Annotated in this window: 17 protein-coding genes and 6 pseudogenes; 7 read left to right on the top strand and 16 right to left on the bottom strand. The window is 59.7% G+C overall.

The features are described from left to right. Positions 1-31: 31 nt before the first annotated feature. Positions 32-241 (bottom strand): helix-turn-helix domain-containing protein, encoded by a 210-nt coding sequence (locus tag Amn_RS05925; protein WP_010913773.1) that lies wholly within the window; start codon positions 239-241, stop codon positions 32-34. 125 nt (positions 242-366) lie between these two features. Here Amn_RS05925 and Amn_RS05920 point away from each other — a divergent pair, with 125 nt between their 5' ends. Next, positions 367-618, top strand: a complete 252-nt coding sequence (locus tag Amn_RS05920) for a DNA -binding domain-containing protein (protein WP_027033327.1) — start codon at positions 367-369, stop codon at positions 616-618. Positions 619-647: 29 nt separating this feature from the next. Here Amn_RS05920 and Amn_RS05915 read toward each other — a convergent pair whose 3' ends face one another. The 9 genes from Amn_RS05915 to Amn_RS05875 form a co-directional block, all read right to left on the bottom strand. Then, positions 648-1,133 carry a DUF2285 domain-containing protein gene (locus Amn_RS05915; RefSeq protein WP_286295141.1) on the bottom strand — a complete coding sequence of 162 codons (486 nt, stop codon included), beginning with the start codon at positions 1,131-1,133 and terminating at the stop codon, positions 648-650. A gap of 64 nt (positions 1,134-1,197) precedes the next feature. Further along, on the bottom strand, positions 1,198-1,449 hold the full coding sequence (locus tag Amn_RS05910; RefSeq protein ID WP_286295140.1) for a transcriptional regulator domain-containing protein: 252 nt from the start codon (positions 1,447-1,449) through the stop codon (positions 1,198-1,200). A 1-nt stretch (position 1,450) separates the two neighbouring features. Then, on the bottom strand, positions 1,451-2,077 hold the full coding sequence (locus Amn_RS05905) for an acyl-homoserine-lactone synthase (protein WP_286295139.1): 627 nt from the start codon (positions 2,075-2,077) through the stop codon (positions 1,451-1,453). Positions 2,078-2,177: 100 nt separating this feature from the next. Next, positions 2,178-2,903, bottom strand: a complete 726-nt coding sequence (locus Amn_RS05900; RefSeq protein ID WP_286295138.1) for a LuxR family transcriptional regulator — start codon at positions 2,901-2,903, stop codon at positions 2,178-2,180. Between the two features lie 662 nt (positions 2,904-3,565). Further along, positions 3,566-4,969 carry an aminotransferase gene (locus Amn_RS05895; RefSeq protein ID WP_286295137.1) on the bottom strand — a complete coding sequence of 468 codons (1,404 nt, stop codon included), beginning with the start codon at positions 4,967-4,969 and terminating at the stop codon, positions 3,566-3,568. Positions 4,970-5,131: 162 nt separating this feature from the next. Continuing rightward, entirely contained in the window at positions 5,132-5,629 is a 498-nt protein-coding gene (locus tag Amn_RS05890; RefSeq protein WP_286295136.1) for an Lrp/AsnC family transcriptional regulator, read from the bottom strand. A gap of 67 nt (positions 5,630-5,696) precedes the next feature. After that, a complete protein-coding gene (locus Amn_RS05885) occupies positions 5,697-7,241 on the bottom strand; it encodes a fumarate hydratase (protein WP_286295135.1) in 1,545 nt (514 codons plus the stop codon). Positions 7,242-7,247: 6 nt separating this feature from the next. Next, positions 7,248-8,681 (bottom strand): NAD-dependent succinate-semialdehyde dehydrogenase, encoded by a 1,434-nt coding sequence (locus Amn_RS05880; RefSeq protein ID WP_286295134.1) that lies wholly within the window; start codon positions 8,679-8,681, stop codon positions 7,248-7,250. A gap of 196 nt (positions 8,682-8,877) precedes the next feature. Next, positions 8,878-9,804 (bottom strand): LysR family transcriptional regulator, encoded by a 927-nt coding sequence (locus Amn_RS05875; protein WP_286297885.1) that lies wholly within the window; start codon positions 9,802-9,804, stop codon positions 8,878-8,880. A 231-nt stretch (positions 9,805-10,035) separates the two neighbouring features. Here Amn_RS05875 and Amn_RS05870 point away from each other — a divergent pair, with 231 nt between their 5' ends. Further along, a complete protein-coding gene (locus tag Amn_RS05870) occupies positions 10,036-11,070 on the top strand; it encodes an IS110 family RNA-guided transposase (RefSeq protein ID WP_202330503.1) in 1,035 nt (344 codons plus the stop codon). 625 nt (positions 11,071-11,695) lie between these two features. Here the strand turns inward: Amn_RS05870 and Amn_RS05865 are convergent. The 3 genes and pseudogenes from Amn_RS05865 to Amn_RS05855 form a co-directional block, all read right to left on the bottom strand. Beyond that, positions 11,696-12,881, bottom strand: a pseudogene (locus Amn_RS05865) (IS91 family transposase). 12 nt (positions 12,882-12,893) lie between these two features. Further along, positions 12,894-13,753: pseudogene (locus Amn_RS05860) on the bottom strand (site-specific integrase). A gap of 248 nt (positions 13,754-14,001) precedes the next feature. Continuing rightward, on the bottom strand, positions 14,002-14,577 hold the full coding sequence (locus Amn_RS05855; RefSeq protein WP_286295133.1) for a GNAT family N-acetyltransferase: 576 nt from the start codon (positions 14,575-14,577) through the stop codon (positions 14,002-14,004). Between the two features lie 466 nt (positions 14,578-15,043). Here Amn_RS05855 and Amn_RS05850 point away from each other — a divergent pair. The 4 genes and pseudogenes from Amn_RS05850 to Amn_RS05835 form a co-directional block, all read left to right on the top strand. Then, positions 15,044-15,205 (top strand): annotated as a pseudogene (locus Amn_RS05850) (IS5/IS1182 family transposase); the annotation flags it as partial. Between the two features lie 425 nt (positions 15,206-15,630). Then, positions 15,631-16,299, top strand: a pseudogene (locus Amn_RS05845) (tyrosine-type recombinase/integrase); the annotation flags it as partial. A 9-nt stretch (positions 16,300-16,308) separates the two neighbouring features. Then, positions 16,309-16,613, top strand: a pseudogene (locus tag Amn_RS05840) (transposase); the annotation flags it as partial. Positions 16,614-16,876: 263 nt separating this feature from the next. After that, the gene (locus Amn_RS05835; protein WP_286295132.1) at positions 16,877-17,242 is read left to right on the top strand and encodes a hypothetical protein; all 366 of its coding nucleotides are present in this window, start codon (positions 16,877-16,879) and stop codon (positions 17,240-17,242) included. 47 nt (positions 17,243-17,289) lie between these two features. Here the strand turns inward: Amn_RS05835 and Amn_RS05830 are convergent, their stop codons facing one another. Further along, the gene (locus Amn_RS05830; protein ID WP_286295131.1) at positions 17,290-17,481 is read right to left on the bottom strand and encodes a hypothetical protein; all 192 of its coding nucleotides are present in this window, start codon (positions 17,479-17,481) and stop codon (positions 17,290-17,292) included. A 223-nt stretch (positions 17,482-17,704) separates the two neighbouring features. On the opposite strand from Amn_RS05830, the gene Amn_RS05825 reads away from it, so the two are divergent. Further along, complete coding sequence (locus tag Amn_RS05825; protein ID WP_286295130.1) at positions 17,705-19,207, top strand: transposase; 1,503 nt, start codon at positions 17,705-17,707, stop codon at positions 19,205-19,207. Between the two features lie 321 nt (positions 19,208-19,528). On the opposite strand, the gene Amn_RS05820 is transcribed toward Amn_RS05825, so the two are convergent. Beyond that, positions 19,529-20,827, bottom strand: coding sequence for an ATP-grasp domain-containing protein (locus Amn_RS05820; RefSeq protein ID WP_286295129.1), 1,299 nt, complete (start codon positions 20,825-20,827; stop codon positions 19,529-19,531). Between the two features lie 300 nt (positions 20,828-21,127). Beyond that, a pseudogene (locus Amn_RS05815) lies at positions 21,128-21,343 on the bottom strand (IS630 family transposase); the annotation flags it as partial. Positions 21,344-21,384 lie beyond the last annotated feature (41 nt).

Here is a 21,384-nt window from a genome sequence, read left to right as displayed (position 1 = left end):
CGGCAATCCGGGATGGGCCGGATCGCCTTTGTTACTGCGGCCTAATCAACTCACAAGGATCAACGTCAAGCGCTTTTGCGAGCTGGCCAAGCACACTGACGCTTGCGGAAACCCGAGCACGCTCGATCGAGCCCACATAGCGCATGCTCAGCTCTGCGCGGGCAGCCAATTCTTCCTGCGTCAGGTCCTGATCATGGCGCAAACGACGCATGTTGATCGCCATGACCTCCTTGAGGTCCATGGTGAGATAGGGACCAGAACCGGAACTATGGTTCTAGGAACGATCGTTCCTATTCGCTATGGTGAGCCAACCGAGGAGCAGCCGTGCCCGATCACAACAAACCCCAAACAGGCAAGAGGGTCGCGATGAAACGCAAAGTCCAAGACGAAGTCCCTTGGTCGGACAGCCTGACCGCTTACGACAATGAGCACTTCACGATCTATATGAGGCTCCTGGACGCGTCCGCCGACGATGCCAGCGAGGACGAGATGGCGCAGCTCGTCCTCGGCATCGATCCGATGCGAGAACCTGAGCGCGCCCGAATGGCGGTTCGCAGCCATCTCGATCGGGCCAACTGGATGGTTACGACTGGATACAAAGAACTGTTCGCGCGCTGACCGGCTCCAGATGAGCTATTGCAATCACCTTAGACGAGGAAATCCTGATAGCCACGATCCATGAGCATGTGACCGCGCCGGACAGCACGGCGAATGCGATCGCGAAGGTGATTGCGCGGATCCGTCCAGTCGGCCTGGACGCGTTGCCGGCCCAACAGGGCCCTTGCGATTTGACGGTGCGATGCACCGCCTAGCGAGCCGTCAAGCGCCTGGAGGACAAAGCGCAGACGACTGGCGCGCGCTTCGGGGGGAAACAGCCTGTCGGGAAGTTGTCCGGTCGCGTGAAGAGCATTGAGGCATTCGAGCGCATTCAGGTGCTGCCTCATCCGATCGGCGGGCCAGATCGCGTCGACGGAAAGCCGAACAGGGCGCAAGACCTCCGCGCCCTCCACGACAAGCTGGAGATTCCGGTGAGCATTTCGCAGCATGACGTGCTGGCGAGCGTCCGCCGTGATCACGAGTGTCGCCCGACATGGCAATGCAGCGAGATCAAACGAAAGCGTTTCGGGCGACAATGCCTCTTCCGCAATGACCGGCAGCACATGCGGGCATTGGCGAGAGCACCAGAACACAGCCGCATCAGGCCTCAATGAGCTTGCGAAACAGGAGCCGCCACCTCGTCAGATCGAGCGGCGATCTCACCACCTCTACGTTGAAGCGCCTTTCTCCAAATTCTGCCTGCTCAAGGGCGCGCCTCAAGTCACGCTGGAAGGTCGGATTGCGCCGCAGGAATTCCCAGGCCCAGCCGCGTCGGGTCAGGTGCCGCGTGTAGCGATAGGATTTCTCATCCTGCCAGTCCGGCCAGTCGGCGTCATTACCTATCATAACCATGTCAGGTGCCCGTGCAGAGCACCGGCGCCCACAGCACGGGACCGCCAAGACTGCCATTGTGGCGGACGGCAGCAAGGCTCTCCTCTGAGACATCCAAACAGCCGGCAACGGCGCGCGTGGTGCCGATTGTCTGGGGCTGACCGATCCGGGCCAGCGGCCATCCGGCGCGACGCAGGATTGGCTCCATGCGCAAATCCGTAACCGTGACGATAGAGGTGAGCCGGCGCGACAAACCGAACTCGATCATGCCGGCGGGGAGTTCATAGGTGGCAGCAGCAATGTTCCCACTGCCCTTCGGTTCAGACGGTGGAAGATCAAGGGCGAAACGGCTGCTTTTCCAGACACTCGGTTCCTCGGGTACCGTTCTCCCCTCCGACAGCCTCGAAAAGGCATCTTGCAACATCGTCGGCCCCGTCGAGGGCAGGAGGCGTACGCCGCCCCCGACGCGACTGGCCGAATCGCGCAACACAAGATAGTGCGGTTTCAGGGAATCGAATGAATCGATCTCGAAGCCCCCGGTCGTGCGCACGTTCCAGTCGAGCCGCTCCTTGAAGACGCGGTAGCGCAGGCGGTGCATTAGTTCGTCGGCAAAGGCGCCGTACCAGCCGGGCGCAATAAGCTCAATCATGATGGTCTCCTCGCAGGTATGACCCTGCCATTGGAGGCGAACCTTCATGCCGCGACTGCCTGTGCATTTGCACAGGTGGATTAAAGAGAGATTTTGTTCCTCAGGGAATTGATGATCGTGAGGAGGCCAGCAGCGTCACCGCCTGATTTTTGGTGCGCACGCCGAGCTTCTTCTTGGCATTGTCCAGATGGAAAGCGGCCGTGCGCTCCTTGATCCCCAAGATGCAGCCGATCTCCCAGGCGGACTTGCCCTTTGCCGTCCATTGCAGGCATTCGTACTCACGAGGCGTCAGCGAAACACCATCCACCGCCAGCCCACCCGAAAGCTTGCGGCGAACGCCAATGTGAAAACACATTGCCATAATCTCGAGCGCTTGCTCATATTGCTCGGCGGTGCGCAGGAAGGTCGGATCGAGCCTGTCTGCCGCGAAGGTCATCGCAGCGACACCGCCGCGGCGGTCGACAAGTGGAATGGTCAGTCCGCAGCAGATGCCGAATTCGGCAGCCTCGTCGAAAAGCTGTTGCTGTCGCTTTGAAATGCCGGCATGGCCGAAACCCAGTCCCCACTGAAAGGGACATTCGCTGCACCGTGCCCGTTCTATGACCGGATCAATCCTTTCATATTGGTGGCGCAAGTAGTGCGACGTCCAGCCGGAATCATAGTTCGATATCAGCCTGGGTTTGGTGACGCGATCAGACACCAGAGACAGATAGGCGAATGCGGGAATGTCGAAGGCACCGGCGGCGCTGGCCAGTGCGTTATGGAAGTCGACTTCATCAACGCTCAAAGACAACTGTTCCAGCAAAGTTTCGAAGACGAGCTGCATTTTCCCCTGCGGCTGTTTTCAATAAAACCTGGGACTTTCTGGCTTCTTGCCAGCTACGGCGAGGAGAGTCGCCCGCGAGATATTCGACGCTGGAGAACATTCACCGCGGTGACTACTCCCCGAACGTTCGATCAGGTGAAGGGAGATGCGTGCGACCTCCACGCCAGCTGCCATCAGCCGCGCGTCGGAAGCTGCGATTGTGGGCGGTTGCCATGGTGTAATAGAGATGTCGAACCTCGATATGCCATCCGGATCTGCAGATGACCTCCTTCTCAAACTCTCGATGGCGGACGCGCTACAATCACCCTGATTCAGCGGGTCAAGAATGGCACCCTGCCGGTAGGGAGGTGCACCGGCAGGGTGCGCCGCACAGACGCCCTGGTCGTTGGGCAACAGGACAGCGGCGGCAGAACTGATTTGGTTATCGCTTGCGATCGAAGTTATCCGAAGCATGCTTAGAATCTGACGGCTTGAAGTTTAGCAGTTTCGGTCGGCTCGGCGCGAAATGCGCTGTCAATCCGTCTTCACCATGGGACACCAATGGGCGACCAGTCCTAACGACAGCCTGACGTCAAGGCGTCTGGCCCGTGGGAAAGTTCCTCCCAGGGACCACTTACCCGGGACGGCGTCGAACCCGGTGCTCGCTTCCATCGGCGCACGCATCATATTGCATGCTCGGCCTTCAGCGCGCGATAGGTCGTCTCGACTGATTTCGCGGTTGCGTCGACGATTATGTCGATCTCCTTCCGGGTGATGATCAAAGGCGGGGCAAAGCCGAGGATATCGCCGTGCGGCATGGCGCGGCCGATGACACCGTTCTCGAACAGAGCAGCGGCGGCGCGAACGCCGACCTGAAGATCGGATTCAAACGGTATTCTCTGCTTTGGATCTCGCATCAGCTCTACGGCGGAGAGGATTCCTACACCACGAACCTCGCCGACGATGGGGTGTCCCGCCAGTTCGGCATTCATGCGGGCATGCCAATACGGTCCGACATCGCGGACATGCTCCAGGATATTTCTTTCCTTTAGGAGTCGGATATTGGCGAGCGCGGCCGCGGCGCAAAGCGTGTGACCCGAATATGTCCAGCCATGGCCGAGCGCGCCGTGCTTCTCTGTTCCTTGTTCCAAGACCGACCAGACGCGGTCGCCAATGATTGATCCGGAGATGGGCAGGTAGGCGGAGCTCAAACCCTTGGCGATGGTCACGAAATCCGGCCGCATGCCGTAGAGGTGGGAACCGAATTTCTCACCGGTTCGTCCAAACCCGCAGACCACTTCGTCGGCGATCAGAAGGATATCGTACTTGTCGAGCACACCTTGGATAGCGGTCCAATATCCTTTTGGGGGCGGAACGATACCGCCTGTCCCAAGCACCGGCTCTCCGATAAAAGCTGCAACGGTCTCCGGACCTTCAGCGAGGATAAGGGCTTCAAGTTCATCCGCGCAGCGTTTCGAGAACGCTTGCTCACTTTCGCCATCATGCGCCTGGCGATAGTGGTGCGGCGTCGTGGTATGGCGTACCAGATCCAGCGGCAGGTCGAAGAAATTATGGAAGAAGGCGAGGCCTGTCAGGCTCCCGGTGACCAGCCCAGACCCGTGATAACCGCGATGTCGCGAGATGATCTTCTTCTTTTCGGGGCGGCCCAGAATGTTGTTGTAGTACCAGACCAGCTTGATGTTGGTTTCGTTGGCGTCGGAGCCGGAAAGGCCGAAAAAGACCCTTCGCATGTTCTGACCAAAATACTCGACCACGGCCTCTGCCAAGAGGGCGACTGGCTCCGTACCTTGACTTGCATAGACATGAGCGAACGGCAATTCGTGTGCTTGCCTAGCAATGGCCTCGGCAATTTCCGTGCAGCCATATCCCATATTGACGCAGTAGAGCCCACCGAAACCGTCGAGGCTCTTTCGGCCTTCGGTATCCCAGATGTACACGCCTTCCGCACCGGCCATGATCCGATTTGGGGTCTCGCCTCGGCTGTGCTTGGCCAGATGCGTGGACGGATGAAAGACGAAGCTTCGATCCTTCTCTCTGAGTTGCTCGGTTCCCAGATTACTCCGCATAGTCCCTCTCCTCGCGATGGATTGGCGGAGGGCACTCGGCCGGCCGCCTCCTTAGCAATAAGCATACCGCAAACGCCTTTTGAGTTTCGCGGGAATGCACGTCCTTCGCCGACGAATTGGCTGAATTGCCATCAAACGCCGTGGAAACCACGGCTTCGGCATTCACCGTTCCCTTAGTGCGGACAAGGGGATCGGCGAATTGGATTTCACAGGTTTGGTCACGACAAGACTGTAATATTGATCGATTCCCAAGCCTGCCTGCAGCAGTCCCTCCATGAAATCCTGATACGCAGCCATAGACGGAGATGCGACGCGCATCAGATAATCGATCCGCCCGCCGATAGCCCAGCAATCCAGGATTTCCAGAAATTCTCCGATCGCAGTCTCGAAGTGTCTTTGGTCCTCGAGGCGATGACGTTCCAGCACGACCTCCACCATGACAAAGACCATGCCGCCGATGAGGGCCGGACTCAGCCGCGCGTAAAACCCCTCAATAATCCCTGCGACCTCAAGTGCACGGAGCCGCTCCGAGCAGGCCGACGCCGAAAGATGAACGCGTTTTGCAAGCTCGCTTTTTGAAATCCGGCCGTCTGACTGAATTTCTGAGAGAATCCGGAAGTCCCAAGCGTCCAGGCGCGCAGGATTGGGTTTCGACTTCATGACCTTCTGCTCTTAGCCGTTGTCAACAATGGAATTGACGCCAACCAACCGAGCTTGGTCGGAAGGCTCAAACGCCGATGTTGCGTGCGATGCCGTCTGCCGCCATGCGCTTGCGCCACTCAAGAGGCCCGGAATTGTGAATGGAGTTTCCCTCAACATCGACAGCCATGATGACAGGCATATCCTGCACCTCGAATTCAAAGACTGCTTCCATGCCCAGGTCTTCGAAGGCAATAAGCCGCGCTGACTTGATCGATTTTGATATCAGGTAGGCAGCCCCGCCCACTGCGATAAGATACGGCGTTTTATGTCTTACAATCGACTCGATGGCAGCCCGTCCCCTCTCCGCTTTGCCCACCATCGCGAAAAGCCCGGTTTCGGCGAGCACCTTGTCCGTAAAATCGTCCAAGCGGCTGGAGGTTGTTGGGCCAGCCGGTCCGACGGCCTCATCTCTCACGGCGCGGACGGGCCCAACGTAGTAGATCACGCGTCCCTCCAGATCGAACGGAAGCGGCTTGCCGGCGTCGATCAACTCGACCATTCGCTTGTGGGCGGCGTCCCGGCCCGTCAGCATCTTTCCGGACAAAAGGAGCGTTTCCCCGCAGCGCCAGGATGCCGTCTCTTCCTTGGTCAACGCATTGAGGTTGACCCTTCGTACGCCGGCAGGACTCAATTCGTCGGTTCCAATATCGGGCCATTCGCGCAAGTCGGGCGGCTGAAGCCTAATGGGTCCAGAGCCGTCCAAGGTAAACTTCAGGTGCCGGTTGGCGGCGCATTGTGGGATGAGCGCCACGGGCTTGGACGCGGCGTGAGTAGGATAGGTCGCAACCTTGACGTCAACGACTGTCGTCAGGCCACCAAGGCCTTGGGCGCCGATGCCCAGCGCGTTAATCCGTTCATAAAGTTCAATCCGCAGTGCCTCCTCCGGACTTGATGGCCCCCTGGCGATCAATTCCGCCATATCGATGGGCTGGTTCATTGCTTCCTTGGCCAGCAGCATCGCCTTTTCAGCGCTACCACCGATGCCAACGGAGATCAGGCCGGGCGGACACCACCCACTGCCAAGTGTCGAGACTGTGTCAACCACCCAATCGGAAACGGAGGCGCTGGGGTTCAAAGTGGTAAAGCGTGCCTTGTTCTCCGACCCGCCGCCTTTTGCGGCAATGGTGATGTCAATCTGGTTTCCTTGCACAAGGTCAACGTGGACGACCGCCGGCGTGTTGTCACGGGTGTTGACCCGTCCGGCGAGCGGATCGGCAACGATCGATGCCCGAAGGGGGTTGTCGGGGTCGAGGTAGGCCTGACGGACGCCTTCATTCACGAGGTCTGTGAAACTGGCCGCAGACTTGATGCGGGCGTCCATGCCGACTTTTGCGAAGACCACCACGAGGCCGGTGTCCTGGCAGATCGGCCGCCGCCCGAAGGCTGCCATGCGGGAGTTCAGCAGAATCTGCCCAATTGCGTTCTTTGCCGCCGGGCTCTGTTCGCCCGCATATGCCTGCGAAAGAGAGCGGATATAATCTGGAGGATGGTAGTATGAGATGTACTGAAGGGCGTCGGCCACGCTCCTCGTGATGTCCTTGCCGGCTATGGTCCGTGATCTATTCCCCACCGGATCTCATCCAAATGAACCGAGGCCATTGACCATTTTCAGGATCTGGAAGCTCCGCACCCCCTGCTCGCCGCCTTCATATCCATAGCCGCTCTGTTTGACGCCGCCATAAGGCGCGTCCGCGGAAACCCCTTTCAGGTAATTCACACTGACAGCGCCTGCCGAAAGACCGTTGATAAGCTTCTGTTGCGCGTGGAGAGCGCTGGTGAAGAAATAGGCGGCCAAGCCATATTCAGTGGCGTTGGCTTGCTCGATCGCCTCATCGAGCGTGTCGAACGGCGCTATCGTGAGGATCGGCCCGAACGGCTCTTCATGAAGCACTCTGGCTTCCTTCGGTACGCCCGTCAGGATGGTTGGCAGCCAGTAAAAGCCCGGTCGGTCGAGGCGGCTGCCACCGGTCTCGATGCGGGCGCCGCGTTCGACCGCGTCTTTGGTCAGACGCTGCATAGCCTCAATTCGCCGCGCGTTTGCCATCGGTCCCATCTCCGTTGCAGGGTCGTCCGGTGGGCCGATCCTGATCTTGCGGACAGCTTCCGTCATCCGGGACAGGAATTCCTCGTAGAGTGTCCGCGCGACCAGGATCCTGCTGGGCGCATTGCAGCTCTGGCCCGCGCACTCGAACTTGTATTCCGAAATAGCCGGTATGGCCTTTGCCAGGTCGGCATCCTCGCACACAACAACCGGGGAGTGTCCACCGAGTTCAAGGATGCAACGCTGCAAGTTATTCGCGGCAAGCGTGGCCAGCTGTTTTCCAACCGCGGTTGAGCCCGTGAAAGTCAAGACCTTGACAAGTGGCGAACTTAGCAGATGCCGCGATATATGCACCGGCACACCGAAGACAAGATTGACCACGCCGTCGGGGATGCCTGCTTGGCGCAACGACTCAACGATATGCACAGCCACGCTCGGTGTCTCTTCAGCCCCTTTGAGGATAACCGGGCAGCCTGCCGCCAGCGCGGGGGCGAGCTTGCGGGCGATGAGAACGGCCGGATAGTTCCATGGCGTAAAGGCAGCAACGACACCGAGCGGCTCCGGGACGACCATCCGATTCGGGCCCAACGGAATCGGGGCCGATAGCTCTTCAGCATGCCTGCCGTTCCATTCTAACGTTTCGACAGCGCGCGCGTACTCACCTGTCGCTTCGGCAATCGTCTTCCCCTGTTCGGCGGACAAATCCTTCGCTGCGTCTCCCACCTTCGTGGCAAGGATCCTGGCTGCTGCTACAAGGATCTCGCCACGTTCTTTTGCAGGCCGCGAGGACCAGGCACGGCGGCTTCGCTCTGCAGAAGCGAGAGCCTCATCCAGATCCGACGCTGAAGCCGCGGCCACCGAGCCAAATACCTTCTCTGTCGCCGGGTTGGTTACCGGCAGAGTATTTCCGTCACTACCGGCTCGCCACCTGCCATTGATGAAAAGCTGATAGCTCGTGGCGTTGGACATCGCATGCTCCGCTTGACTGAATTCTTGCCAGGGCGAGATCGTCCGATATCCGGACCGGGGTCGCCTCTCTGCAGTTTCACCGCGATGGTCACGCCCGGTCAAATATGGAATATCGACCGAAACCATCTGGAATACAGATTGATACGCCCAGGCAGTCGTTAAGGAGCGGTAACTTGGTTTGGTCTGAAGGATGTGCCTATGCCCGATCCGGAGCCGTGGCTGACCAGTGCTTGCGCTCGATCAATGTCTTCACGACCTTGGGGATCAGCTTGCGGACCGCGGAGACGGCTGGTGAGCGCTCGTCTTTCGGGCTCACGGCAAGCACAACGGAACGGGTGATCACTGGATCAATGATTTTGACCGTCCGGACCAGGCCTTGAGACGCCTCTTTTTGAATGGCTGACGGGGTAAGGATGGAATACGCCTTTCCTTCCATGACCATATTGATGATCGTGGAAAGGGAGTCGACTTCGAACCTGACATCCAGAACACAACCGTGTCGGGCAACGACATCAGCCACCGAACGCCTGACATTGTTGTTGCGCATGGGAACCGCAAGCGGGAACGCATGCAGGTCGGCGAGCGGTAGGGAATCTTCGAAAGGCGGTTCACCCGGCGGCACCACCAAGCAAAACTCTTCGCGGGCCAGCACCGTCATTTGCCCAACGCTCTCGGCAGTGCGGTAGAGGACAGCCAGATTGAAGCGGCCAGCAGCCATCCACTCCTCAAGCGGTCCCGTCATGCCCTCAATCATCTTAAGCGAGATTCTCGGCAATTCGCTTCTTACCGATTCAAGCAGGGGGCCGCTCAGGACGCGAGCGGCTCCGGACGGAATGCCAATGGTCACCTCTCCAGAAGGAGCAGCCAGCGTGTTGGTCAGTTCCGTCTCAGTCAGTTGAATTTCCCTAAGGATGCTCCGACCGCGTTCAAGCAATCTTGCGCCGGACGCCGTGACGCTAACGCCGGTCCTGTCGCGTACCAGCAGTTGGATGCCGAATGCTTCCTCAAGCTGACGCACATGCAGGCTTAGAGCGCTTTGAGCAACGTTGAGTGTTGCAGCTGCCTTCGTGAAACTGCCGGCTTCGACGACGCCGACAAAGTATCTTAACTGCCTGATGTCCACGATGAAGAAATCCACCCGGGGCGCAATCCCCAGCTGTCTTCATACCTATCTCGAAATGAGATGGCAGACAAGTCACAATGCGGAGCCATCTTCTCCCATTGCGCGTCCGTCAGAACCGTTCGAATCAGCCTCCAAAATGAGGCTTGATGAGGTGGACGCCCCCTCGCGCCGGCATCGATGTGCCTTAAGGTGGCCGTTGATGATCGGAACCACCGAGGAAGGAGCGTTTACATGAAGGTTACAACGATTGGGCTCGACTTGGCCAAAAGCGTATTCCAGGTTCATGGCATTGCCGATGACGGCACCGTCGTCGTGGTGAAGAGGCTGCTCAGGAAGCAGATGATCAATTTCTTCTCCAAGCTTCCGAACTGTCTGATCGGCATGGAAGCCTGTGCGACGGCGCATCATTGGGCGCGAGCCCTGGCGGTGCTGGGGCATGAGGTCAAGCTGATGCCGCCCGCCTATGTCAAAGCCTACGTGAAGCGGGGCAAGAACGACGCCGCGGATGCCGAGGCGATCTGCGAAGCCGTCCGGCGCCCGACCATGCGCTTCGTTCCAGTCAAGACGCCAGAACAGCAAAGCATCCTGATGGTTCATCGGACCCGAGCCTTGGTCGTGCGCCAGCGCACCATGGCTGCAAACGCCCTGCGGGCGCATCTGGCGGAGTTCGGACTGGTCTGTAACCCGGGTGTGGTGAACCTCATAAAGCTGATGCGTGCCGTCTTCGACGAGCATGATCCACAGACTATGCTTCCTGAGATGGCGCAGGTGGCGATGACGACGCTGGTTCGCCGGCTCCTCGAACTGGAAGACGAACTCCGGAAGCTCGACAAGGTCTTGCACGAATGGCATCGCCAGAACGAAGCGAGCCGGCGCCTGGCGGCCGTTCCTGGCATCGGCGTGATCACCGCGACGGCGATCGTGGCCACCGTCAGCGAACCCGGCCAGTTCCGCTCCGGGCGCCAGTTCGCAGCCTGGCTCGGCCTCGTCCCCAAACAGAACTCGAGCGGTGACCGACAACGTCTCGGCGGCATCTCGAAGCAGGGAGACCGCTATCTTCGCCGGCTGCTTGTCGTCGGCGCTACGGCCGTGATCCGTCACAACCGGGGCAAGCAGACGCCAGGAGCCCAGTGGCTGCAATCGTTGCTGGCGAAGAAACCGGTGCGGCTGGTCTCGGTCGCTCTCGCCAACAAGACCGCGCGGATCGCCTGGGCTCTTCTCGCCCGCGGGCAGCAGTTCAGCCCATATCGGATCAGCGCCTGCTGACGGCCGCCAGCCGCTACAGGCAAACACAGGAATTGGTGACGGCAGAACGTGATGCGAGATGATCGACCAAGAACGAGAACACCCCGTGTGATTCAATGCGTCTCGAATGCGCCAGCTTGATCAGGGATCTCGTTCGCGGATTTCCATCAGGGCCAGCGGAAACTGCTCCGCACAAACAGGCCGGACATATGAAAGCGACCGATCAGAAGCTCACCAAAAGCCATTGCCAATCAGGGGCGTCCACATATGAATCACTCAAACGGCCAAACTGGAATCTGGAGGCTTCTATGAGGTCCGCATGCTCGACGGAGTGGGCGGACTGGTTGTCGGACCTCATTGCAAGCCGGATTGAACGAAGCCGCGGGACGATCTGGCGCTATGGGGATTGTAGCCTGGAGGAGCGGTCGGGATCGTCTTCGCCATGCTGATGAAGGGCGTTCACGATGCGGCCACAGCGAAGGATGGCACGGTGGAAGGCGGAACCGTGATGGCGCGAGCCGTCGGATAGGCTGCAGTGCCTTCTATCGCCGGGCTGTCTGCTTGCGGCTTTGTGCGGCGGGACAAGGATCGGGGGCGCGCATGGCGACGGGTACCGTACCGGGTGATGTGGACGCACCCGGCGTGGTCATGAGGTGTCGTTCCAGAAGGGGCGCGGCGGCGCCTGGCCGCACCGCCACATGGCGAGCGTGATCATTGGCTCTCCGCAGCATGGGCAGCGATGCGCCATAGCAAGGCGCTCGGCGGCGACAGCGGCGCTTTCGGCATCCGGTTTGAGCTCGTTCTGCTGCGATCCGGCCAGCAGCCTGTGGCACAGGTCGAGCTTGGCGGCGCGATTACCGTTGGCGAGGAAGCCGTAGTGGCGGATGCGATGGAAACCGTCGGGCAGCGTGTGCAGGAGAAAGCGACGGATGAACTCGTGCGCGTCGAGCGTCATGACCTTGGTCTTGCCGCGCTGGCGATAGTCCCGCCAGCGGAACGCGACCCGATCGTCGGCCGTGCTGATCAGTCGGGAATTGGCGATCGCGACGCGATGAGTGTAGCGGCCGAGATAGGCCAGCACCTGCTTCGGCCCGCCGAAGGGCGGCTTGGCGTAGACGACCCATTGACGGCGACGAGCCTCGGCGAGCAAGCAGACGAAGGCATCAGGCTTTGCCAGGTAGGCGAGATCGCCGAAGAAGCCCAGCCCGCCCTCATCATGGGCCGCTCGGAGTTCCTCCAGAAAGAGACGGCGGAACAGGCGCGACAGCACGCGCACGGGCAGGACGAACCCCGGCCGGCAGGCGACCCATCGCCCTCCATCGAGGGAGATGCCGCCGCCCGGGACGATGCAATGGAGGTGGGGATGATAGGTGAGGTTCTGGCCCCAGCTGTGCAGCACCGCGATGAGACCGATCCCGGCGCCGAGATGTCTGGGATCTGCGGCGATCGTGCGCAGCGTCTCGGCGGCCGCCTTGAACAGGATCGTGTACATCGCCGCCTTGTTCTGGAAGGCGATTGCGGCGATCTCGGCCGGCAGCGTGAACACCACTGGAAGTAGGGAACCGGCAGAAGCTCGTTCTGCCGCGCGGCGAGCCATTCCCGGCAGGTCTTTCCCTGGCACTTGGGGCAATGCCGGTTGCGACAGGAATTGTAGGCCACGCGGATCGCCCCGCAGGACCGGCAGCCCTCGACATGGCCGCCCAGTTCGGCGGTCCGGCACAACTCGATGGCGCTCATCGTGCGGCGCTCGACGCGAGATGACCGTCATGAGCCTGCCGATACGCCTCGCCATGGCGGCGGAAGATATCCGCCACCTCCAGTCTCGCCGACATGGGCGGAACCGATCAGCCCGACGGCACGACTTCGATGTTCAACCGGTCGAGCGGGCTTGTCGTGCGCCGGATGAGGCCGTTCGAGACCTTGGTGTAGCGCGCCGTCGCAGACAGATTGTTGTGGCCGAGCAGCACCTGGATAATGCGAATGTCGGTGCCGTTCTCCAGCAAATGCGTGGCGAAGCTGTGCCTGAGCGTGTGGACCGTCACACGCTTGTCGATGCCGGCGGCCGCACGCGCCGAGCGGCAGGCTGAATACAGCACCTGCACGTCGATGGGGCGATTTGCATCCCGGCCCGGAAACAGCCAGCCCTGCGGCTTCGCCAGTCGCCAGTAGCCCGCAGGATGCGCAGAAGCTGCGCCGACAGCATCACGGTGCGATCCTTGCCGCCCTTGCCGTGCTCGACCCGGATGACGCCGCGTTCGCTATCGATGTCGCCGACCTTCAGCCCGACGGTCTCCGAAGCGCGAAGGCCCGCGGCATAGGCCGTCGTCAAGGCGGTGCGCGTCTTCAGCCTCGGCACCGCCTCGAGAAAGCGGACAACCTCGTCGGCGCTGAGAACCACCGGCAGCGTGCGTGGAGCGCGGGCATAGGCGATCCGCTCAGGGATCTCGGCGTGACCCAACGTCACGCCGTAAAAGAACCGCAGTGCGCACACTGTCTGGTTCAGCGCCGGCCACGAGATTCCGGTAGAGACCAGATGCACCTGGAAGGCGCGAACGTCCTCCAGGTCAAGCCGGTCCGGGGATCGGCCACAGTAGCGGGAGAACTTCGCTACCGCGTGCACGTAGGATCGTTGCGTGGCCGGCGACAGATTGCGGATCGTCATGTCCTCGATCATGCGCCGGCGAAGCGGGCTCAACTCGGCCATCTCATTGCTCCTGTTCTCAAGGTTGCGCTTCAACAGCAGCAATCCTTCAAAACAGAAGCGTCATCCGCAAACCGGTGGACCAAATGCCGCGTCAGCGGCTTCGTTCAATCCTAATTCTCAACAAGCCCTAGTTGAAGAGCGCGCGGGCGGCCGCCTTTGCTCTTTCCAGCGCTTCAGCTCTTGTTGTCGTTTGTCAGCGGTTTTCGACCGTCTTCGACAGCCGTCGGGGGCGGTCATCCCCGATCCCTTTATACAAGGTGGAGTATCGGGGCGAAGCTTGGGTTTGCGGCGATAGCTCCGTTGAGGTCTCGCTGTCTTACCTCGAAGCAGCGCCTCAGCCGGCCGCCAAACCATCGATCCTCTATCTGCCGGAATCCCATCTTCCCGACCGAACGCAGGGAACGCTGATTTTCAGGCCGGACAAAGCACAACACCCGCGGTGCCTTTAAGGCCCGAAAAGCAAAATCAAGGACCGCGCATCCCGCCTCTGCGGCATATTCCTTGCCGGATGCGGCCTGGCTAAAGCAAGCGCTGAGTTCAAGATCGTCGTTGTCGGACAGCAAATGCAGGCCGCGTTGTCCAAGAAAGCTGCCTTCCCCGCTGTTACCGTCGCGCGTGAACACTGCAAAGAGACCGAAACCGTACATGTCCCAATCGGCAAGGCACGCCTTCAGTCGCGCATGTGTGTCAGCCCAGGGTGAAGCTTTTCGGTCATAGATGGCGTTCGCCACGAAAGGATCGTTATTCAATGCGTGAAGCCGCAACAGGTCCCTTTCATCCATTGGACGCAAGACCAATCGGGCGGTTTTCAAAATTACCGGCATGGTGCGGGCGCTCCGGCGCGGGGGAGACTGCCGGCGAGCCGGTGCGCATCTCGGATCACGGCCACCGAAAGCAGAATGACGGCATCTATGGTGCGCGTGATCATGGGACGATTTCTCCGCAATGCATAACGCAGACGCATTTAATGGTAAGACCTGCATGTAGCGTGCCAAAAGAAAAATTCGTTTCAAAATAATACGATAACTCAAGGGGCTATGTCTCATGTCCGACAGGGTCGAACAACGCGGACCGTGGTTGAACGTCGCGTGAAATTCGCCTCGCCGCCGAGGAATCCTGTCCGCCATTCCTGTGAAAACGTTAGGCAACCAACTTTATGCGAAGCGACGAATATGACCGCACGTTCCATTCGCGCTGGAAAGCAAATAGCGAAGTTGGAGCTACTCTCATCAAGCGCATGACCTAGGTGTTAGCTTTCAGCAGGTTGTCCATGCGGTCCAGACTGGGAAAGCTGAGGTTGTCGATCCAGACGCCAGACTCTATCGCAAGGGTAAAGGCAAGGAGGCCAAACTGTGATTCATGGGACATGGGCTGATGGAGAACCGCCACGGCCTGCCGGTCGAAGCCTGCCTGACACTGGCCGAGGGGCATGCCGAGCGGGTGGCGGCACTGCAACCGGCGTGTTGCGGCTCCTGCACGGCAAGTGGATTGAGCACTGGTATGATAATGACCCTACACAGGTTTGCGCTTCGGGCAGCCACTCAATGAGCCGCCGCGCGACAATTGGCCCTTCCAATTCATCGCCATGACATCCGCCAGTGACAAGGAGGCGCGGGCCTTTCCCTTTATTCTGGCTGAAGACCGGGAGCGAAAGCTCTTCGCAGTCGGCACCGCCCGGGACAACAAGATGCCCCGTGTTTACCTGGGCGTGTCGACATCAAATGTTAGGTGTAGCTTGGAATCGCTCAGCCCATTGGTAGAGAATTACGATTGAACTAAACCGCTGCCGCGGTAGCTGATGCGCGGGTCTGGCCTGAGGAGGCCCCTGTCTGAGAAGATTTGGTGTCGAGCCAACCTTCCAGACAGGAGAACCCCAGATGGCCCAGATAAGCCCTCTGCGTCAGCGGATGATTGAAGATCTGACGATCCGCAATGTGTCACCGGAGACCCAGCGATCCTACGTGCATCACGTGGCGAAGTTCAGTCGATTTTTTGGACGATCACCCGATCAACTGGGATACGAAGAGGTGCGCGCCTATCAGGCCCACTTGGTGGGCCGAAGGGTCTCGTGGGGCGCGTTGAACCAGACGGTTTGCGCCTTGCGTTTCTTCTACGGCGTGACGCTGGGTCGATCTGATCTGCCTGAGCGGATCGCTTACGCCCGGACGCCGCGCAAGTTGCCGGTCGTGCTGAGCGCCGATGAGGTGGTCGGCTTTCTGCAGGCCGTGAAGGGGACGAGGAACCGGGTCGCTCTGATGACCACCTATGCGGTGGGCTTACGCGCCGCGGAGGCGGCGCGTCTGCAGGTGACGGACATCGATAGCAGCCGGATGATCATTCGCATCGAGCAAGGCAAGGGCGGCAAGGACCGCTATGTGATGCTGTCGCCGCAGCTGCTGGAGATTTTGCGCGTCTATTGGCGGTTGACCAAGCCGGGACGATGGCTGTTTCCCCGGCGCGATGGCCGCGGCCCGATCCATCCACAGACCTTGGGGATCGCCTGTCGAGCAGCCTGCGAGTTCCTGGGCGTTGAGAAGCGGGTGTCGTGTTGCCTCGTGGCGGCCGATCTCAGGCATCTGGGCGCGCCGAGATCGGCGTGATCGCCGTGCTTCATACTTGGGGTCAAAATCTCCACCATCATCCGCATGTCCACTGCGTCGTGCCGGGCGGCGGCCTGTCGCTTGAGCCTGCCCCGGCGAAGGCCGGGACCAGCGATGGATCGCCTGCCGGCCGGGATTTTTCCTGCCCGTACGGGTTCTGTCGCGCCTGTTCAGGCGGCTATTCCTGGAGCACTTGCAGGACGCCTTCGACGGGCCAGCTTCGCTTCTTCAGCGATCTCGCCAGCCTGGCCGACCCTGCCACGCCCCCACCTACTCGGCATTCGATCCGGCCACTTCGCCTATTATGGCGTCGGGGGAAATGCTCGGCGATTGCGATGGTTCGCCCATCAGGTCGCGAGGATATGGCAGAAATGGCTATCTCGGCGAGATCGTCAAAGCGTGTTCCGATGGACCCGCCTCAACGAAATCCTGAAACGCCATCCGCTGCCGCCAGCCAGGCTTCTTCATTCGTTTGCCACCGTGAGCGAAACTCTACGATGAGGCCCCGCATCATGGACGAGAGATGGCGATGCTGATCGCGGATCGACCAGTTCCGGTGTTTCCGGCACCAGTCACTTACCGCAGCCAGCGCACGAGCAAAACGGCTCTTGGCCGTGACTTGCATCACCATGTCCTTGCCTCTGCGCGACCGTTCCCACACGTGGGTCAGGCCGAGAAAGTCGAACTTGGTGCCATCCGTCTCCGGATGCCGTGTGCTCTCCGTCCTTCGCGGGCGAAAGTCGACAAGACGCGTCTTGTCGGGGTGGAGCGCGACACGAATGGACGCCGCCCGACCGAGAATGTCTGCGGGAGGACTTTGAAAGATGGCCTGACGGTCGAACCGACGTTCTGGAAGCCTGGTTCAAAAGATGGCGCTTCGACGCCGTGAGTTTTATGAGGCCCGGAGCGTGCGGATCTCCATCTTGGCGACGGCAATCAGCCGACACGCGTAAGCCCGAACACCCGGCAAGATGGGCGGTCATCGATCATCTGATTGACGGGGAGCATCGTGCTTTCGTCCTGAGCGAGGGCGAGCGGGATGCCAAAATAACGCTTCATGAATTGACGGCCGCACTGGCTGACCGAGGTCTCATCATCCACCCCGCCAGCGTCGGTCGCTTCTTGCATCGCGAGGGCAAGAGCTTCAAAAAACGTATGGCCCGCCCGTCGGCAAGAGGTTTATTTCTGATGGCGGCTGGTCTGCATCAACGTATATGGCGGGTTACTGCCCCCACCCCTCACAGACCCGGACGTGCAGTTTTCCCGCATCCGGTTCCGCCGCGAGGCACCCTTCGAGGTCGACCGAGCCACGGCAGCCGCCTGAAATAATTAGGTCCGCGGCGGTGTAAGCATGGCAACTCGCGATGAATTGGTGGGTGCGGTAAGGCAGCGCTATATTGGGGGCGGCCGTGCCGAAAAGGTGCGGATTCTCGATGAGTTTGTTGCCGTGAGTGGCTTTCACCGCAAGCATGCAATGCGGCTGCTTCGCAAAGGTTCGCCGGCGGCTCGTTCGGGACCTCGACCCGAACGTCGTATTTACGATGATGCCGTTCGTGAAGCGTTGATCGTGCTCTGGGAGGCTTCGGACCGTATCTGCGGCAAGCGTCTGAAGACCTTGATTCCGATTCTGGTGGAGGCGATGGAGCGTCATGGGCATCTTCATCTAACAGCAGAGATCCGCACCCGGTTATTAGCGATGAGCGCGGCCACGATCGATCGCGCTATTCGCGAGGTTCGAGACATCGCTGGTGGGCCGAGACGTCGTCGCAGCACAGCGCCCACCGCGCTCCGGCGCAGCGTTCCGATCCGAACCTTCTCCGACTGGCAGGATCCTCCGCCTGGCTTCGTAGAGGTCGACCTGGTGGCGCACAGCGGACCGACGGCGCGTGGAAGCTTCATACAAACGCTTTGTCTTACCGACATCGCGAGCGGATGGACGGAATGCGCGCCCTTGCTGGTGCGTGAACAGAAGCTGTTGAGCGAAGTGCTGACAGAATTGCGGCGGCTCCTGCCATTCCAGCTTCTCGGATTCGACACGGACAATGACAGCGTGTTCCTGAACGAGACGATACGCGATTACTGTCTGGATGCCGGCATCGAGTTCACCCGCTGCCGTCCTTACCGCAAAAACGATCAGGCGTTCGTCGAACAAAAGAACGGCGCCGTGGTGCGGCGCATTGTCGGGTATCGTCGGTTGGAGGGGCTTGAAGCCGCTGCTGCCCTTGCACAGCTCTATTCGACAGTTCGGCTGTTCGTGAACTTCTTCCAGCCCTCGTTCAAGCTGGCGGAAAAAGAGCGTGACGGCGCCAGGGTGCGCAAACGCTATCACCTTCCGGCAACACCCTGCCAGCGGCTGATGGGAAATCCGCAGACACCGGCGTCCGTTCGCGCGAAGCTGGCGCAGGTGGCTGCGCAGTTGGATCCTGTCAGACTGCTGAGCGACATGCGAACCGCACAACAGCGCCTTGTGGCCTCAGCGGATCGATTGCCTACATCAGATTCCGCGGTGTCCGAGCCGGCGCTCGATGAGTTCCTTTCAGGCTTGCGAACCGCATGGAGGGAGGGCGAAATACGACCTACTGCAAAGCCAAAACCAAAACAGAAGCGGGAACGGCGGCGTCCTAATCCATTTGCAGGGGTCACCCACGAGCTGCGTGGCTGGTTTGAAGAAGGGCCGTGGCAAACGAGCCGGGAATTGCTGGCGCGGCTGCAGTCGGAATACCCGGAGAAATATCCCAGTCTCCTTCTGCGCACACTGCAACGTCGCGTCAAAATATGGCGAAAGGAAAAGGCTCATGAGATGGTGTTCGGCACAACTTCGTCAGCAACGGCCTTCCAGGCAGTGACGGAGTGACGGGTCGCGACCACGGGGAACATCCAGGTGAGGCAACGGCAGAGTTGCTCGGGAGCACTCCTCGGTGAGGCAATACGCGCTCTCACGTTGATTGCCGCGCCGCACACCCCATCGCAAATGCGAGATTCGAGCGCAGCATTGTGATCTTACGACCAAATCGGCGCGCCAGATCACACGTAATCAGAAATGCTTGGTCCCGTCGCGCCGGTCAATGATAATGAGCTAGTTATGTAGACCGTGCATTTTGGTGAACTGCCAGTGCAACATCAATTCAACGGGCGAAGGTTGCGAGAGGATGTGCATCTTCGACCTTCGACCTGCCTAACTACCTGAACAAAAGTGCGACTGCCCCGTCTCAGTCCCTATCAGAATTTCAGAACCTTCCGGTGCGCCAGTACTCGGAAAGGGTGTGATCGACCAATCGACCAAATCGACGGCGCGCTGAAGTATCGCTTTCGTCTGAGCATGACTGGATGAAGCAGCGATGACATGTCCGATCCAATCTCGGTAATCGCCTTGCCTGACGATCGGCGTCTTGGGTTCAATATAAAATTTAACCTCGGTGACACCTGGTACAGCCGCCGCCCGACTGCCGCCATCGATCCAATCGAGGATGCCATCGCGATCAGCAATCAGGAACCGCGCCGCCGCAGTCTGCGAATGCCTTCTGCGCAAATCCCATTCGTCGCCGATGACAAGCTTGATGTGCTGGGTAATGAGATCGACGCCGTAAGCCAGATGAATCAGTTGGGGAGTAGGCGTGCCGTGAAGCCGCGGATTGACTTCAATGACGACTGGGCCACATTTCGTCCACCGGAATTCAATGCCCGTTGGCCCCCAGCCAAGCCCGAGAGCTCGCAAACAGCTCATGGAAATTTCGGCGATACGCTCATGCTCGTCATCAGTCAGCGGGGCCGGAATGGTGCACTCACGACAGACGAAATGCGGCGGAGGGCCGCAGTCACCGGTGCCAATTCCAATGATCTGATCTCCCATAATGTCGGCCCAATAACTGGGGCCTTGTGCGAATTCTTCGACCAGTATCCTTGGTGAAGACCGCCATATGTGCTTCCCGGCCAACAGATAGGTTGTATGCTCGACCAACTCGTCTGCGTTGCGGCACAATCGGACACCGATGCTGCCGCTGCCTACTGCTGGCTTAAGAATCACCGGCAGCCCGATCTCAACGGCAGAACGTTCCACGACTGTCGCATTCGCCGCAACGCGAAAAGCAGGTACTGGAACGCCGGCCTCCGCAAGGAGCTGACGTTGAGTGAATTTGTCGCAGCATTGTTCAATCGATGCGGGGTTCGGTCCCGGTAGATCGAAATGCCGGCAGAGCTTGCCAACTGTCACATAGACCGACTCGTCGTCGCCCGAAAAGCCAGTAATGCCAACAATGTCATGGGTCGCTCCTAACCGGGAACATTCGCGGATCAACGCATCGAGATTGTCTGTATCGACCCGGATTGTCTCAATTCCTTCCGCCGCAAGATAGTCGTACCGAGCTGGATCGGCCGACAGAGTAATTGGATGAAAACCAAGTCGCTGAGCCGCTTGGACGTACAGCACACCACTACCCCTATGACCTTCAACCAGTATGAGCGCTCTTCTTTCCATGACTGTTAACCCCGACGTTGCGTCTGTGCCGTCCGAGCGAAAATCGGCATCGGCTTTTGTTAGCCGTGCGTGACCTCAGACTTGGGTGAACATACCCATTGTCAGCGATCTGGGTCGTAAAGTTTTTGTAAACTTTGTTCTGTTGCCGCGTTTGCTGGTGGTGTGGCGCGGAGGTCTCGACGAATTTCGGAGGGTTGTGATGTTCAAGAGACGCCGCTTGACTCAATCATCCTGTTTTGCATGCGCCGATACCTAGCTGCGGATGTTGTCAGGTACCCTGAGGTTTGCGGTGGTGTGCTATCCGGCACGATCCATGACGAGTACGGCATGGGCGCCCTTTTCGACATGGCGACTGATCTCGTTGATATGGAGTTGCATGGCTTCAGTATCGGCAAACGGCAGTGCGAGAGCCGCCCCGGTACCACGTGCCGTGCAGATGGCGCCGAACAGGTAGGCGCTCTTGTAGCGCTGGTCAGCCGGTTGGCCGGACCTCATGTCCCTAGTCGCCATAAGCCGACCCAGATAATGCACGCCACAGCAGGCTTTTATTGTAACTG

It is taken from the genome of Aminobacter sp. Y103A, from assembly GCF_030294925.1.
GTDB classification, from domain to species: Bacteria; Pseudomonadota; Alphaproteobacteria; order Rhizobiales; family Rhizobiaceae; genus Aminobacter; species Aminobacter ciceronei.
Note: the sequence above shows the minus strand (reverse complement) of the source record. Positions and strands in the feature narration are given on the sequence as shown.

What these genes read in the sequence shown, in the direction of transcription:
- Amn_RS05925 (WP_010913773.1), bottom strand. Translation starts at nt 241, where the DNA reads ATGGACCTCAAGGAGGTCATGGCGATCAACATGCGTCGTTTGCGCCAT.
- Amn_RS05920 (WP_027033327.1), top strand. Translation starts at nt 367, where the DNA reads ATGAAACGCAAAGTCCAAGACGAAGTCCCTTGGTCGGACAGCCTGACC.
- Amn_RS05910 (WP_286295140.1), bottom strand. Translation starts at nt 1,449, where the DNA reads ATGGTTATGATAGGTAATGACGCCGACTGGCCGGACTGGCAGGATGAG.
- Amn_RS05905 (WP_286295139.1), bottom strand. Translation starts at nt 2,077, where the DNA reads ATGATTGAGCTTATTGCGCCCGGCTGGTACGGCGCCTTTGCCGACGAA.
- Amn_RS05900 (WP_286295138.1), bottom strand. Translation starts at nt 2,903, where the DNA reads ATGCAGCTCGTCTTCGAAACTTTGCTGGAACAGTTGTCTTTGAGCGTT.
- Amn_RS05895 (WP_286295137.1), bottom strand. Translation starts at nt 4,969, where the DNA reads ATGCGGAGTAATCTGGGAACCGAGCAACTCAGAGAGAAGGATCGAAGC.
- Amn_RS05890 (WP_286295136.1), bottom strand. Translation starts at nt 5,629, where the DNA reads ATGAAGTCGAAACCCAATCCTGCGCGCCTGGACGCTTGGGACTTCCGG.
- Amn_RS05880 (WP_286295134.1), bottom strand. Translation starts at nt 8,681, where the DNA reads ATGTCCAACGCCACGAGCTATCAGCTTTTCATCAATGGCAGGTGGCGA.
- Amn_RS05870 (WP_202330503.1), top strand. Translation starts at nt 10,036, where the DNA reads ATGAAGGTTACAACGATTGGGCTCGACTTGGCCAAAAGCGTATTCCAG.
- Amn_RS05855 (WP_286295133.1), bottom strand. Translation starts at nt 14,577, where the DNA reads ATGCCGGTAATTTTGAAAACCGCCCGATTGGTCTTGCGTCCAATGGAT.
- Amn_RS05835 (WP_286295132.1), top strand. Translation starts at nt 16,877, where the DNA reads ATGGCGATGCTGATCGCGGATCGACCAGTTCCGGTGTTTCCGGCACCA.
- Amn_RS05830 (WP_286295131.1), bottom strand. Translation starts at nt 17,481, where the DNA reads ATGCAAGAAGCGACCGACGCTGGCGGGGTGGATGATGAGACCTCGGTC.
- Amn_RS05825 (WP_286295130.1), top strand. Translation starts at nt 17,705, where the DNA reads ATGGCAACTCGCGATGAATTGGTGGGTGCGGTAAGGCAGCGCTATATT.
- Amn_RS05820 (WP_286295129.1), bottom strand. Translation starts at nt 20,827, where the DNA reads ATGGAAAGAAGAGCGCTCATACTGGTTGAAGGTCATAGGGGTAGTGGT.